18 protein-coding genes are annotated in these 13999 nt (G+C 65.8%); 10 read left to right on the top strand and 8 right to left on the bottom strand.

The annotated features are described in order from the left end of the window. The first annotated feature begins 51 nt into the window (after nt 1-51). The 5 genes from cobA to GGR45_RS02780 are packed head-to-tail and all read left to right on the top strand — an operon-like array spanning nt 52 to nt 3963. Nucleotides 52-843 (top strand): uroporphyrinogen-III C-methyltransferase, encoded by a 792-nt coding sequence (gene cobA, locus GGR45_RS02800; RefSeq protein ID WP_175314022.1) that lies wholly within the window; start codon nt 52-54, stop codon nt 841-843. After that, a complete protein-coding gene (locus GGR45_RS02795; protein WP_175314021.1) occupies nt 840-1136 on the top strand; it encodes a DUF2849 domain-containing protein in 297 nt (98 codons plus the stop codon). Before cobA ends, GGR45_RS02795 begins: the two co-directional genes overlap by 4 nt. Before the next feature lie 11 nt (nt 1137-1147). Beyond that, nucleotides 1148-2773, top strand: a complete 1626-nt coding sequence (locus tag GGR45_RS02790; protein WP_175314020.1) for a nitrite/sulfite reductase — start codon at nt 1148-1150, stop codon at nt 2771-2773. Then, nucleotides 2766-3224 carry a DUF934 domain-containing protein gene (locus GGR45_RS02785; RefSeq protein ID WP_175314019.1) on the top strand — a complete coding sequence of 153 codons (459 nt, stop codon included), beginning with the start codon at nt 2766-2768 and terminating at the stop codon, nt 3222-3224. Before GGR45_RS02790 ends, GGR45_RS02785 begins: the two co-directional genes overlap by 8 nt. Then, the gene (locus GGR45_RS02780) at nt 3217-3963 is read left to right on the top strand and encodes a phosphoadenylyl-sulfate reductase (RefSeq protein ID WP_175314018.1); all 747 of its coding nucleotides are present in this window, start codon (nt 3217-3219) and stop codon (nt 3961-3963) included. The genes GGR45_RS02785 and GGR45_RS02780 overlap by 8 nt, the downstream gene beginning before the upstream one ends. A gap of 181 nt (nt 3964-4144) precedes the next feature. On the opposite strand, the gene GGR45_RS02775 is transcribed toward GGR45_RS02780, so the two are convergent. Then, nucleotides 4145-5638, bottom strand: coding sequence for a replicative DNA helicase (locus GGR45_RS02775; RefSeq protein WP_175314016.1), 1494 nt, complete (start codon nt 5636-5638; stop codon nt 4145-4147). A 98-nt stretch (nt 5639-5736) separates the two neighbouring features. On the opposite strand from GGR45_RS02775, the gene GGR45_RS02770 reads away from it, so the two are divergent. Genes GGR45_RS02770 through GGR45_RS02760 form a run of 3 tightly spaced genes read left to right on the top strand, consistent with a single transcriptional unit; the run spans nt 5737 to nt 7342 of the window. Continuing rightward, nucleotides 5737-6219, top strand: coding sequence for a UPF0262 family protein (locus tag GGR45_RS02770; protein WP_175314205.1), 483 nt, complete (start codon nt 5737-5739; stop codon nt 6217-6219). After that, a complete protein-coding gene (locus GGR45_RS02765; protein ID WP_175314015.1) occupies nt 6219-6893 on the top strand; it encodes a GH25 family lysozyme in 675 nt (224 codons plus the stop codon). The genes GGR45_RS02770 and GGR45_RS02765 overlap by 1 nt, the downstream gene beginning before the upstream one ends. Further along, nucleotides 6890-7342, top strand: a complete 453-nt coding sequence (locus GGR45_RS02760; protein WP_175314013.1) for a cytidine deaminase — start codon at nt 6890-6892, stop codon at nt 7340-7342. The genes GGR45_RS02765 and GGR45_RS02760 overlap by 4 nt, the downstream gene beginning before the upstream one ends. 294 nt (nt 7343-7636) lie before the next feature. Here GGR45_RS02760 and GGR45_RS02755 read toward each other — a convergent pair whose 3' ends face one another. Further along, nucleotides 7637-8416, bottom strand: a complete 780-nt coding sequence (locus GGR45_RS02755; RefSeq protein WP_175314011.1) for a MerR family transcriptional regulator — start codon at nt 8414-8416, stop codon at nt 7637-7639. 112 nt (nt 8417-8528) lie between these two features. Between GGR45_RS02755 and dcd the strand changes: the two genes are divergently transcribed. Then, the gene (gene dcd, locus GGR45_RS02750; RefSeq protein ID WP_175314009.1) at nt 8529-9083 is read left to right on the top strand and encodes a dCTP deaminase; all 555 of its coding nucleotides are present in this window, start codon (nt 8529-8531) and stop codon (nt 9081-9083) included. A gap of 135 nt (nt 9084-9218) precedes the next feature. Here dcd and GGR45_RS02745 read toward each other — a convergent pair whose 3' ends face one another. The 5 genes from GGR45_RS02745 to GGR45_RS02725 form a co-directional block, all read right to left on the bottom strand. Then, entirely contained in the window at nt 9219-9578 is a 360-nt protein-coding gene (locus GGR45_RS02745; RefSeq protein WP_175314007.1) for a tetratricopeptide repeat protein, read from the bottom strand. A 481-nt stretch (nt 9579-10059) separates the two neighbouring features. After that, complete coding sequence (locus GGR45_RS02740; protein ID WP_175314005.1) at nt 10060-10485, bottom strand: ExbD/TolR family protein; 426 nt, start codon at nt 10483-10485, stop codon at nt 10060-10062. Between the two features lie 34 nt (nt 10486-10519). Beyond that, nucleotides 10520-10993 carry an ExbD/TolR family protein gene (locus GGR45_RS02735; RefSeq protein WP_175314003.1) on the bottom strand — a complete coding sequence of 158 codons (474 nt, stop codon included), beginning with the start codon at nt 10991-10993 and terminating at the stop codon, nt 10520-10522. 101 nt (nt 10994-11094) lie between these two features. After that, nucleotides 11095-11889: a MotA/TolQ/ExbB proton channel family protein gene (locus GGR45_RS02730; protein ID WP_175314001.1), complete on the bottom strand. Its 795-nt coding sequence runs from the start codon at nt 11887-11889 to the stop codon at nt 11095-11097. Nucleotides 11890-11944: 55 nt separating this feature from the next. Further along, entirely contained in the window at nt 11945-12625 is a 681-nt protein-coding gene (locus tag GGR45_RS02725; protein WP_175313999.1) for an energy transducer TonB, read from the bottom strand. 215 nt (nt 12626-12840) lie between these two features. On the opposite strand from GGR45_RS02725, the gene GGR45_RS02720 reads away from it, so the two are divergent. After that, on the top strand, nt 12841-13734 hold the full coding sequence (locus GGR45_RS02720) for a hypothetical protein (protein ID WP_246357997.1): 894 nt from the start codon (nt 12841-12843) through the stop codon (nt 13732-13734). Here GGR45_RS02720 and GGR45_RS02715 read toward each other — a convergent pair. After that, nucleotides 13710-13997, bottom strand: coding sequence for a Rossmann fold domain-containing protein (locus GGR45_RS02715; protein WP_175313997.1), 288 nt, complete (start codon nt 13995-13997; stop codon nt 13710-13712). The genes GGR45_RS02720 and GGR45_RS02715 overlap by 25 nt on opposite strands. Between the last annotated feature and the right edge of the window lie 2 nt (nt 13998-13999).

Genomic DNA, 13999 nt, shown 5'->3' with positions numbered 1-13999 from the left:
CCCAAGCATCGCTCGGTTGTGACGGCGGGCCGAGAGGCTCATCTGAGGAGCATGGCTACCCTTCTCGATCCCACCGCGCGTGGTCGCGTGATCCTTGTCGGTGCCGGACCCGGCGATCCCGGCCTGTTGACCGTGCGCGCGGTGGAGGCACTGAAGACCGCCGACGTCGTCGTCCATGACGGGCTGATCGATGCCCGCGTCCTCGACCTTGCGCCTGCATCGGCCCAGCGCATCTCGGTCGCCAAGCGGCGTGCGCGACACACGCTGTCGCAGGAGGCCATCAACGCGCTGATCGTCGCGCATGTGAAGACCGGCGCGATCGTGGTGCGGCTGAAGGGCGGCGACCCGTTCATCTTCGGCCGCGGCGGCGAGGAGGTGGAGGCGGTGCGCGCCGCCGGGCTTCCGGTCGAGGTGATCCCCGGCGTATCGGCCGCGCTCGGCTGCGCGGCGGAGGCGATGTTGCCGCTTACCCACCGCGATCATGCTTCGGCGGTGTCCTTCGTCGCGGGGCAGTGCAAGGGGCTGACCGACCAGGACTGGTCGGGGCTGGCCGGGCAAGGTCGTACCCTCGTCATCTATATGGGCGTTGCGACCGCCAACGGCATCGCCGACAAGCTGATGGCGGACGGCGTCGCCCCCGACATGCCGGTGGCGGTTCTCGAGCGCGGCACGCTGGAGGGCCACCGTGCGATCCGCACCCTGCTTGCCGATCTGGGGCCGATGGTCGAGCGGGAGAAGGTTCAGAGCCCGGCGATCATCGTCGTCGGGGAAGTCGTGACGCTGTCGGATGCCGAGGACAAGCTGGCGCGTTGGGCTCGCGTGGCCGAAGGAATGAGCGCATGAAGCTGTTGACGGGCAATGATCTGGCGACCGGCGATGTCGTCTGGTGGACCGGCCAGGACTGGTCGCGCCATGTCGAGGATGCGGTCGATGTCGGCGTCCATGGCGAGGCGATCCTGCGCGCCGAGGAAGGCGCCCGCCGGGTCAACGTCCCCTATCTGATCGACGCCGAGGCCACTCCGCAAGGCCCGCGCCCTGCCCATATCAAGGATCGCATCCGCGCGCTCGGCCCCACGGTGCGCCCCGACCTGACGCTGAAGCCCGCCGATGCGGATGCCGGCGCCTGGGTCATTTGAGAGAATAGCCCATGTACGTTTACGACGAATATGATCAGAGCATCGTCGATGCCCGCGTCGAGGAATTTCGCGATCAGGTGAACCGCCGCCTGTCGGGCGCGATGACCGAGGATCAGTTCAAGCCGCTGCGGCTGATGAACGGCCTTTATCTTCAGCTCCACGCCTATATGCTGCGCGTCGCGGTGCCCTATGGCACGCTCGACAGCCGCCAGATGCGGATGCTGGGTCACATCGCGCGCAAATATGATCGCGGCTATGGCCATTTCACCACGCGCCAGAACATCCAGTATAACTGGATCAAGCTGGCCGATGCCCCCGACATTCTGGCCGAGCTGGCGACGGTGCAGATGCACGCCATACAGACCTCGGGCAACTGCATCCGCAACATCTCTTCGGACCAGTTCGCAGGTGCGGCCGCCGACGAGGTCGCCGATCCGCGCCCCTGGGCCGAGCTGATCCGGCAATGGTCGACCTTCCACCCCGAGTTCACCTATCTGCCGCGCAAGTTCAAGATCGCGGTGATCGCGGCGGACGAGGATCGCGCGGCGATGCGGCTGCACGATATCGGCATCCAGCTGTTGGAGCGCGACGGCGTACTGGGCGCGAAGATCTTTGTCGGCGGCGGCATGGGTCGGACCCCGATGATCGCGCATGAGGTGAAGGACTTCATCACCGCCGACCATCTGATGAGCTATCTGGAGGCGTGTCTGCGGGTCTATAACCGCTATGGCCGCCGCGATAATATCTACAAGGCGCGGATCAAGATCCTGCTGCATGAGATCGGCGTCGACGCGTACCGCGACCAAGTGGAGGCGGAGTTCGCCGCGATCCGCGAGTTGGGCATCGACCCGCCGCTCGCCGAGCTGGAGCGGATCACCGCCATGTTCGCCGGACCCGCCTTTGCTACCGATGCGCCGGATACCGTCGATCGCTCCGACCCCGATTTCGCGGTCTGGCTGGACCAGAATGTCGCGGCCCATAAGCAGCCCGGCCATGCCGTCGTCACGATCAGCCTGAAGCCGATCGGCGGCATCCCCGGCGATGCCTCGGCCGACCAGATCGACCTGATGGCCGATCTCGCCGAGCGTTACGGCCATGACGAGCTGCGCGTGACCCATGCCCAGAACATCGTCCTGCCGCATGTCCGAAAGGCCGATCTCCATTCTATCTGGACCGCCCTGCGCGACGCCGGGCTGGCCGAGGCCAATCTCGACCTGATCTCGGACATCATCGCCTGCCCGGGCCTGGACTATTGCAGCCTGGCCAATGCCCGCTCCATCCCGCTGGCGCAGAAGATCGGCGAGCGTTTCGCCGGGCGGCAGCGTGAACTGGGCGAATTGAAGCTCAAGATTTCGGGCTGCATCAACGCCTGCGGCCACCACCATGCCGGGCATATCGGCATCCTCGGCGTCGACAAGAAGGGCACCGAGAATTACCAGCTGCTGCTCGGCGGGTCGGGCGCGGAGGATGTGTCGCTCGGCAAGATCACCGGCCCCGGCTTCGACGAGGACGGCGTGGTCGACGCGATCGAGCGCGTGACCGACCGTTATGTCGAATTGCGCGAGGGCGGTGAGCGCTTCCTCGACACCTATCGCCGCGTCGGAATGCAGCCGTTCAAGGAAGCCATCTATGGTTGATCCGATCACCGTGAACACGAATGCGGGCGAGACGCTGCTGCGTTTCCGAGACGACGTGGTGCATGACGAACCGGCCGTGACGCTCGACGCGTTTCTGGGCCAGACCAACGCCACCGCCGTCCGGCTGGAGGCGGGCGACGATGCGCGCGAGCTGCTCGACCATCTGGGGCAGATCGCCTTGGTCGAGATCAGCTTCCCGACGTTTCGCGACGGGCGCGGCTATTCGGCGGCGCGGATCCTGCGCGAAGCCGGGTTCGAGGGCGAATTGCGTGCGGCGGGCGATGTGCTGGTCGACCAGATCCCGCATATGCGCCGCTGCGGCTTCGACAGCTTCGCGCCCGAAAAGCCGATCGACGGGCCGACGCTGACCAAGCTGCTGGCGCTCTATCCCCAGCCCTATCAAAAGGCCGCCGACGCGCGCGTGCCGGTGTGGAAACTGCGCCATGGCTGAGCGCGCGCTCGACCGGATCGACGTACGGCCCGCCTATACGGCGGAGGATGCGGCGGCTTACGAGGCGCGGTTCGCTGGCGTGGCTGCGCCCGAGATGCTTCGCGCCCTACTGACCGGCGAACTGCACGGACAGATTGCGGCGGTGTCGTCCTTCGGCACCGAGTCCGCCGTGCTGTTGCACATGGTCGCAAGCGCCGATCCGGCGACGCCGGTCGTGTTCACCGACACGCTGAAGATGTTTCCCGAAACGCTCGCCTACCGCGACACGCTGGTCGAGCGGCTGGGCCTGCTCGACGTCCGCGTCATCCAGCCCGACCCTGCGCTACTTGCGGCGAAAGACCCCGAGGGCATCCGCCACGGCTACGACCCCGATGGCTGCTGCGACCTGCGCAAGGTCGAGCCGCTGGCGCGCGGCCTCGCCCCATTCGAGGCGTGGATTTCCGGGCGCAAGGGCTTCCAGGCGGGGACGCGACGCGCGCTGCCCCGTTTCGAGGTCGAGGATGGGCGGTTGAAGCTCAACCCCCTGGCGGATTGGGACAAGGCGGCGCTGGACGGCTATTTCGCCGCACACGACCTGCCGCGTCATCCGCTGGAGGCGGAAGGCTATCTGTCGATCGGCTGCGCACCCTGTACCAGCCAGGTGAAGCCCGGCGAAGACCCGCGCGCAGGCCGCTGGCGCGGGTTCGACAAGGTGGAGTGCGGGATACACCGGCCTGTGGAAGCCGTTCGACCGGGCTGATCCCTGCATAAATTAACGGCACCACTCCGGCGAAGGCCGGGGTCCAGTTACGATGGTCCGGTAGCGCGCGTGACGGTGCGCAGAAGGCATGAGAGAGCGGTGGGATAAGCCTATCCCGTCGCTCGGCGCGCCTTCGACCGCGATCAGGCTGAACCGAGGGCGGGGATAATCCCGCTCACGGTCAATAGCCCGCGAAGTCGGTAAATCGCGTAATCGTCGGGTCGAACTTCATCACGACCTTGCCGGTCGCGCCATGACGCTGTTTGGCGACGATCAGCTCGGCGAGGCCGTAAACCCGCTCCACCTCCGTGGCCCATTTCGCGTGATCCTCGAAGACCTTGCCGTCATCGCCTTCCATCGGGCGCTTGGGCTCGCGCTGCATCATGTAATAGTCTTCGCGGAACACGAACCAGACCATGTCGGCGTCCTGCTCGATCGAACCCGATTCGCGAAGGTCGGACAGCATCGGGCGCTTGTCCTCGCGCTGCTCGACCGCACGGCTCAACTGCGACAGTGCCAGCACCGGCACGTTCATGTCCTTGGCCAGCGTCTTCAGTCCGCGCGAAATCTCCGAGATTTCCTGCACGCGGTTGCCCTCCGACGACTTGCCCGAGCCGGTCAGCAGCTGGAGATAGTCGACCACGACCAGCCCGATCTCGTTGTTGTGCCGCCGCTGAAGCCGCCGGACGCGCGTGTGCAGCGCGGAGATCGACAGGCCGCCGGTATCGTCGATGAACAGCGGCAACTGCTCCAACTCGGCGGCGGCGGCGGCGAGTTGCGCAAACTCGTTGCGGCTGATCTTGCCCATGCGCAGCGCTTCGGAACTGATGCCCGACTGTTCCGCCAGGATACGCGTCGCCAGCTGGTCGGCCGACATTTCGAGGCTGAAGAACGCGACCTTGGCGCCGACCGATTCCGAAGGGGGAATCCCATCCTGCATGTCGCGCATCCAGCGGCGCGCGGCGTTGAACGCGATGTTGGTCGCGAGCGAGGTCTTGCCCATGCCCGGACGACCCGCCAGGATCATCAAGTCGGAGCGGTGCATACCGCCGATCTTGGCATTAACCGAGTCGAGACCCGTGGTGATGCCCGAGACATGGCCGCCGGAATTCAGCGCCCGCTCGGCATTCTTGACCGCCATGGTGGTGGCCTGGGCGAAGCTCTTGACCGCATTTTCGGAGCCGCCATCGGCCGCGACCTTGAACAGCTCATTCTCGGCCAGCTCGATCTGGGCGCGCGGATTCACCTCCTCGGAGGTGTCCATCGCCCGGTCGACCAGCGTCCGCCCCACCGTCACCAGCGCGCGCAGCATCGCCAGGTCGTAAATCTGCTGCGCGAACTGGCGCGCGCCGATCAGGCCCGCCCCCGATCCGGTCAGTTGCGCCAGATAGGACGGGCCGCCCAGCGCCTTCATCCCCTCGTCCGCCTCGAACATCGGGCGCAGGGTGACAGGGGTCGCCAGCATGTCGGTGGCGCGCAGATTCTTGATCGCGGAGAAGATCCGGCCGTGAACGGGCTCGAAGAAATGGTCGGCGTCGATCCGGTCGACCAGATCGTCGGCCAGCCGGTTGTCGATCATCATCGCGCCCAACAGCGCGGCCTCCGCCTCGATATTGCGGGGAAGCTGCTGCGGCTCGGTGGCGGCAGCGGGGTTCTGGAATGCGAGGGTGGCCATTTCTCCTGCGTTAGCCCGCGAGCCCCCCGTCTGTGAAGTTGATTGCGTCGATCAGCGGGGGATTTGCGGCGCAGCCACTTCGCGACTATCCCCGTCCCATGGCCGATCCGCGGATCATATCGATTGACCTGGACGAACGCAGCCTGGGCTGGCGCTCGGCCGATGTCGAGCAGGAGCGGCGGATCGCGATCTTCGACCTGATCGAGGAAAATTACTTCGCGCCGCAGCGTCCTCAGGCGGACGGCTATGCCGGGCCGTATCGGATCAAGCTGGAGTCCGAGGAAGGGCGGCTCGGCATCCATATGTACCGCGAGGACGGCACGCATATCGAGACTTTAGTGCTGGCGCTCGGGCGCTTCCGGCGGCCGATCAAGGATTATTTCGCGATCTGCGACAGCTATTACCAGGCGATCCGCGCCGCCACCCCGCAACAGATCGAGACGATCGATATGGCCCGGCGCGGCATCCATAACGACGCGGCGCAGATGCTGAAGGAGCGGTTGACCGGCAAGATCGAGGTCGACTTCGATACCGCGCGTCGCCTTTTCACACTGCTTTGCGTCCTGCATATCCGCAACTGATGGCGATTCTTTGGAAAATCGGCGCGGGGCTGCTCGCCCTCGGCGCGATCAGCGCGGGCGGGCGGCATTGGCTCACGCATTGGCAGCCCTCGACCGAGCGTTATGCGCTTCAGGGCATCGATCTGCCCGAGAACCCGCCCGCCGTCGAATGGCGGACGCTGCGCGCTACGGGCGCGGACTTCGCCTATCTTGTCGCGACCTCGGGCACGGACCGGCGCGATCCGGCGTTCGAGGGCAATTGGGACGCTTTGCCCGAGGCGGGGATGCGGCGCGGCGCAATCCATATCTATTCGCTGTGCCAGCCCGCCGCGGCACAGGCGGATGCCTTCAACATCTTCGTGCCACGCGCGGGCGATGCGTTGCCCACCGCGATCGACCTGTCCTTTCATGACGATTGCACCGCCCGGCCCGAACGCGCGCAACTGGTCGCCGACCTGACCCGGTTCGTGGCGATGGTCGAGACGCATACGCGCAAGCCCGTGATGCTGCGCGTGTCCAAGGCGTTCGAGCGCCAATATGACATCACCGCCGCGCTGGACCGCCCGATCTGGGCGATCGGCAATCTGTTCAAGCCCGATTATGCCGCGCGCCCCTGGCGCATGTGGCGTGCCAGCGATTTCCGCCGGGTCGAGGGGGTGGAAGGCCCCGTAAACTGGGACGTCGTCACGCCATGAACGCCACCGATCCGCACGCTCTTATTGCCGCCGCTCGCGATGCCGCGCGTCATGCCCATGCGCCCTATAGCCGCTTCGCGGTCGGCGCGGCGCTCTTGATGCAGGACGGCTCGATCATCACCGGCGCGAATTTCGAGAATGCCAGCTACGGCCTGTCGCTCTGCGCCGAGACGGTCGCGATCGCCACCGCCTCGGCGGCGGGGCGGCTGCGTGAGATCGTCGCGATCGGCGTGATCGGCGGCGCGATGGACGCGGACGGCACGCCCACCGGCACCACCCCGGTCAGCCCCTGCGGCCGCTGCCGCCAGGTCATCAACGAAGCCGCGCAGATGGGCGGCCGCGACCTGCCCGTCCATTGCGGCGCGGCGGAAGGCGATACGGTGCGGACCTATCGCCTGTCGGAACTGCTCCCCGATGCATTCGGTCCGGCGGATTTGGGAATCGGCTGAGTTTCCGCATGAGGGCGCATATATTGGTTCGCGCAGAGGCGCTGAGAGCGCAGAGGGGAAGTTTGGAGCCCGTCCATCTTCAGCGATAGCTGGCCATCGCCAGTGACCTCGCACGCCCCTCTCTGCGTCCTCCGCGCCTCTGCGCGAACCAAACTCAAAACTTTACGGCTTCGCGGCTTCGCGAGAATAGCGTGGTGCTGTCCGTACTACGACAGCTGATTTTTCACGCGAAGACGCGAACATCATTCTTCTTCACGGCTTCGCGGCTCCGCGACTTCGCGTGAACAAACAAACTCAGGCCTCCGGCGCTTCCCCTCGCGCCCGCATGGCGGCACCGGCCGCCTGGATGAACTGCCACACATCGGCGGAAAAGCCGGGATCGGCCTGCCCGTCCCAATCCGCCCGATTCTCATGCAGCCGGGTCGCGCCCGCCCACATTTCCGGCGACGCCACCGCCCGGAATGGGGCCAGCAGCGCGAACCATTCGCGGACGAAGCCGCGCGCTGCCTCCGAGTCTGTGTCCATCGGCAGCGCCGCCGCGATCCGCTGGCCCAGATCGGCCCAGCGTGCCTGGTAAGCGTTCTGGTCGAAGTCAGGTCCAAGCGCATTCATCCGCTCCGCCCAATGCGCCTGCTCGCCCGGCGTGAAGTGTTGGTCGACCACCGCCTTCCACTGTGTCGTCGTCATGACATTTCCTTTTCGAATCAGCGAGCAGAGCGTCGCGACGTCGATACGTTCGCCGGCATCGATGCGGGACTGAATGGATGCCAAAAGGGCGGCAGTGTCGGCCAGCGCCTGACGTTCGGCCTCGACCACCTTCGTCTGTGCCGCGATCATCGGCCCCAGCGCGGCACTCGGACGGTCGAGCATCCGCCCGATCGCGGCCAGCGTGAAGCCCGCCCGCTTGAGCGCGACGATGGCGTGCAACCGTTCCAGTTCGCCCTCGCCGAAGATGCGCCGACCGCCTTCGCTGCGCAGCGGCCGAATCAGGCCGCGTGCCTCGTAGAAGCGCAGCGCCCTGCTGCTGAGCCCGGTCGCGCGGGCGATCTCGGCAATGTCGAGCATGGTGGTCATGGGCGTGACCGTACCGCTTGACGCTGCGTCAACCGCAAGCCCCTTTTTACGGTTGCCGCTTGCCCTGCCCCCGCGATCCGGCGATGAGCGGCCAAACCTGAAGGGAATGAAGATGTCGATCCTGTCCGACCGCTGGATTCGCGAAGCCGCACAGACGCAAGGCATGATCGAACCGTTCGTCGAGAGCCAGCGCCGCGACGGTTGCATCAGCTATGGCCTGTCCTCCTATGGCTATGACGCGCGCGTGGCGGACGAATTCAAGATCTTTACCAACGTCGATAGCGCGGTGGTCGACCCCAAGGACTTCGCGTCGAACAGCTTTGTCGACCGCAAGACCGATGTCTGCATCATCCCGCCCAACAGCTTCGCGCTGGCCCGCACGGTCGAATATTTCCGGGTGCCGCGCGACGTGCTGGTCATCTGCCTAGGCAAGTCGACCTATGCGCGCTGCGGCATCATCGTGAACGTCACGCCGCTGGAGCCCGGCTGGGAAGGGCATGTGACGCTGGAATTTTCCAATACGACGCCGCTGCCCGCGAAAATCTACGCCAATGAAGGGGCGTGCCAATTCCTGTTCCTGAAGGGCAACGAGCCCTGCGAGACCAGCTATGCCGATCGTGCGGGCAAATATATGGGCCAGCGCGGGGTTACGCTGCCCCGGCTCTGAGGGATCGAATGACTCGTGAATGGCCCTGGGTCGGGGCCATTGGCGATGACAGGCTGACGCGGCGCTTAGGCGAGCCGCGCCCGGCCGGTCGGGCACGTCCAGACGCATCGGCATCCGGACCTGCCCTTGATCGGATTATCGCGCCGCGATCGCCTGCGGCAAATGGCGCAGGCCGGTACGGGCCACCGTATGCGACGACAGGATCGCCCCCGAGGGCATGTCCATCGCGATGGCCTTTTCCTTCAACACCGCATCATACAGCGCGCGCGCATCGGCAGCACGACCGGTCTTGGCATAGACCGCCGCCAGGTTGAGCATCAGCTCCGGGCTGTTCGGATCGTTGCGACGTTCGTCTAGCAAGGTGCGTTCGGCGGCCAGAAAGTTGCCCGCCGCGATTTCCTGAAACCCCGTGCGCTGCGGCCACGAATCCTGGGCCATGGCCGGGGCTGCCACGCCCGCCGCCGCCACAAGCAACGCCGATACCACTCCACGCATAACCCATCTCCTATGTTTCACTTTTGTGACTTTAGAGTGTCACTTTTGTGAAACGTGCGCAAGCGGGCAGAGATGCGGAATTTGCGGCGCCATGGCGCATCGATATGGGACGCCCGACGGGCCATGGGGCGGCGGCGGGGACGCTTCGCGCTTGGCTCGCCAGCAAGCATTTGCTTCTCGGGAGACGCCATCATGCGCTCCGGCCGATGGGACCTGTGTCGTGCCCGATCGCGCGGAATATGTGATTGAGGGGCCGGCATGGCCTTCGACCTCGCTCAGGCTGAGCGGAGGGGCAGGTTCCAGCCACCGTCGCTTACCCACGCCCGGAGTTCGGCTTCTTGCTCCCCGATCCCGTTCGGCCTGGGCGAAGTCGAAAGCCAAGGGAATACCTCTCCTTTCCCAACCCCCCACCGACCGGAAACGAAAAAGGGCGGTCTCCGAAGAGACCGCCCCAATTCATCATCGACCTGATCGAAAGGGATCAGAAGTCGTTGCGATACTGCTCGTTGCCGATGAAGCCGAGCTTCGTCACCGCCGAACGCTTGATGACGGCCAGGGTCTCGTCGACCTTGGCGTACTTGGCGTCGGGGGCCGGCTGGAAGTGCAGTTCGGGTTCCGGGTTCATCGCGGCGGTCTGGTCCAGGAACTGGCGCAGCGTCACCTCGTCGACCGGGGCACCGTTCCAGGTGACCGTGCCAGCCGCGTCGATACCGATCTTGTTCTTTTCGGTATTCACGACCGGCGTGTTGGTCTTCGAGTTGACCGGCAGGTCGACCTTCACCGCGTGAGTCTGGATCGGGATGGTGATGATGAACATGATGAGGAGCACGAGCATGACGTCGATCAACGGCGTCGTGTTCATGTCCATCATAGGCTCGCCATCATCGGATCCGGCGCTCATTGCCATGGCGTGCTAACTCCTATTCTGTCCGCCCGGCCGATCAGGCGCGGGGGTTGCCGCCGGGGGGCGGCTCGGAGATGAAGCCGACCCGGGCGAAACCGGCCTGCTGCATCGTGTAGATGGTGCCGCCGATGCACCGGTACGGCGTGTTCACGTCGCCACGGATATGCGCCTCGGGCAGCGAGTCGGGCGTGATGTTCGGCCCGAGCCGCTCGACCTCGGCCTTCAGCTTTTCCACCGCGCGGGTGCGCAGTTCGTCCGAGCTGACCGGCGTCAGGTTCCAGTACACCTTGCACTGGCCATTCTCGCTGGTGACCGAGAGCGACACGTTTTCCGGCTTCGTCGTGGTCGGATCGAAGCGGACGTTCGGCAGCTTCAGCGGAACGGTCTGAATCACGACCGGAACCGCGATCAGGAAGATGATGAGGAGCACCAGCATGACGTCCACGAGGGGCGTCGTGTTGATCTCCGACATCGGTTTCTCGGCGGAGTCACCGCCAACGCTCATCGCCATGAGAGAGCTATCCTATCCATGCATTCTTGCGCCGCCCTGAAATGGGTCGGCGGGGGGTGGCGGGGCGACCGTCCGAAGATGGCCGCCCCGCCCCCTTAAGCTCAGGCGCGGGTCTGAACGCCACCGGCCTGACCGGCGGTGGTGGTGCCAGCCGGAGCCTTGACGGCGGCCGGCTTGGCCGCACCGGCGATGACCGGGCGAACCGCACCGTTCGAGGCCAGGAAGCCCAGCACGTCGTTCGAGAACGACGACAGGTCTTCCGCAATGCCCTTGTTACGACGCTGCAGCCAGTTGAAGGCGAGCACCGCCGGAACGGCGACGACGAGACCCAGAGCGGTCATGATGAGCGCTTCACCGACCGGACCGGCGACGGCGTCGATCGAGGCCTGGCCCGACGAACCGATCTTGATGAGCGCGCGGTAGATGCCGATAACCGTACCGAACAGACCAATGAACGGCGCGGTCGCACCGACGGTCGCCAGGAAGGCGAGACCGCCGCCCAGCTTCGAGTTGATCGCGGCTTCCGAACGCGCCAGCGAACCATGCAGCCAGTCATGCGCCTCGACCGGATCGGTCAGCTTGGCGTGCTGGTCCTGCGCGGCCAGACCGTCGTCGACGATCTGCTTGTAGGCCGAGTTCTTCTCGAGCTTGGCCGAGCCCTCGCGCAGCGAGTTCGACGACCAGAAGCTCTGACGAACGCGCTTGGCCTGGTTGATGATCTTCTGCTGCTCGAACAGCTTCGAGAACAGGATGTAGAACGACACGATCGACATCAAGCAGAGGATGGTGAACACCGACTGCGAGATGAGGCCGCCTTCCTTGAGAGCCTGGCCGAGACCGTAGGGGTTTTCGGCACCGGCCGCGGCGCCGCCCGCGGCGAGGATGGTGGTGAGCATGGTTGGTTAGGTCCTCTGACTAAAGCGTTGAATTTTTGAGTTCGGCCTAAAGCCGTTATTCCTGCGGCAGCTGCCAGCGTACCGGAAGCGTGTAAGACGACGTGATCGGGTTCCCGGCGTTATCCAGCGCCGGAGAGAAGCGAACGCGCGCCTTGGCGATGCGGCACGTCGTATCGTCGAGCGCACGATTGTTGCTGCTCGTCGTCACGACGCACTCGGTGACACGCCCGTCGGTACCGACCGTCAGCTTGGCGACCACGCGACCTTCCGCGCCTTCGCGCTGGGCCGAGGGCGGATAAGCGTCGGGGCCGAAGAACTGACCCGGATTACCCTTCAGGCCAGCGGCCTTCGAGATCACCGGCGCAGGCGGCGCAGGCGGAGCCGGCGGCGCAGGCGGGGCCGGCGGCGCGGTCGGCTGCCGATCCGGAATGATCGACGTCGTCGTGATCGTCGGCGCCTGGGTCGGCACATTGACGATCGGCGGCGGCGTCACGACCGTCGTCGGCGGCGGCGGAACATTGGGCTGTTCCGGCGGCGGCGGGGGCGGCGGTTCTTCCGGCGGGGGTGGGGGCGGCGGCTCTTGCACGTCGAACGTGTTGAGCTTTTCGGTCGCCTTCTTCACGTACTGGTAAGCCAGCCCCGTGACGAAGGCATAGCCCAGAGCAGCATGGATGAGCACGACGATAACGATCGCGACCACCTTGCCCCCGGACATCTTCTGGTCAGTATAGGCCATTCAGCAACGAAACTCCTCAGTCTGCCAGTTTCGCCTCGCCGTAGCGTGGGGACGTGGGAAACTCCTGCCATGCTCTTTCGGCATGCGGCAGAGCCTTGAACCCTATCGTGGCGGCTGGCGCGGCGCAATCAGTTTGTCGGACGTAATAAACGTACAACCTGCGCGTGACGAAATTATTTCTGTACCGTTAACCTTCAAAGGAGTAGCGCGAAGCTATGAATCCCCTGTCCCACGCCATTCGCGCTGGCGCTTTGACGCTGTCGATTCCCCTGTTCGCCGCTCCCCTGCCCGCCCAGATCGCGACAGCGCCATCGGCCCGGCCGGGTGATTCGATGGTAGCGCAAACAGGGCCGGGCTATGCCGACCTGGCCGACATGGTCCTGTCGGCTCCGGTCATCGCCGATGTGACCATCCGCTCGGCCGCCGCGATCAAGGGCGCCGAAGCTGCCGGAGTCGCCCCCGGCCATCAGCGCTTCTATATCGAGGCCGATGTCGGCACGCTGATCCGCGGCGCGGGCGGCCTGCCCGCGCGGGTCGGCTATCTGTTCGACGCCGCAACCGACGCGCGGGGCCGTGCGCCCAAGCTGAAGAAGATGCGCGTGCTGATCTACGCGCGCCGCGTGCCGAACGCCGCCGATCAGCTTCAACTCGTCGCCCCCGATGCGCAATTGCCGTGGATGCCCGACACCGAACAGCGCAGCCGCACCATCGCGCGCGATGCGCTGTCCGCCAACGCGCCGCCGGTCATCACCGGGGTCGGCAACGCCTTTTACGTGCCCGGCAGCTTGCCCGGCGAAGGTGAGACCCAGATTTTCCTGACGACCGCGAACAACCGGCCTGTCTCGCTATCCGTGCTGCGTCGGCCGGGTGAAGAGCGTCGCTATGCCGTGGCGCTGAGCGAGATCGTCGACGAGTCGGCCGCCCCCCCGGCGCGCGACACGCTGCTCTGGTATCGGCTGGCCTGTGCGCTGCCGGAGTCGCTGCCCGATCGCAGCACCGCCTCGCTGGCACCGGAAAACGCCCAGGCGGCGCGGGAGGATTATCGCTTCGTGCTGCAAAAGCTCGGCCCGTGCGGGCGCGAGCGTCAGATGCCGACCGAGAGCAACTGACCCGTGACGGCGTGCGCGGCGGCGAGATAGGCGACCGCCGCCGCGATCGCTTCCTGCTCGGCTCCCTCGGCCGGGATCACGGCATTGATGCGCGCGTCCGGTGCCGCCGCGATGGCGAGCGGGGCGATCACCGCTTCCACCATCGCCTGCGCGACGCCATCACGGCCGGGGCAGATTACCAGGACCAGATCCTCGCCCGGATACGTCGCCGCCACGGCCGCGATATCGGCGTCGGGGGCCAGATCGACTCGCCGCGCCGTCACGG

The organism is Sphingomonas zeae, from assembly GCF_014197135.1.
GTDB lineage: Bacteria > Pseudomonadota > Alphaproteobacteria > Sphingomonadales > Sphingomonadaceae > Sphingomonas > Sphingomonas zeae.
Note: the sequence above shows the minus strand (reverse complement) of the source record. Positions and strands in the feature narration are given on the sequence as shown.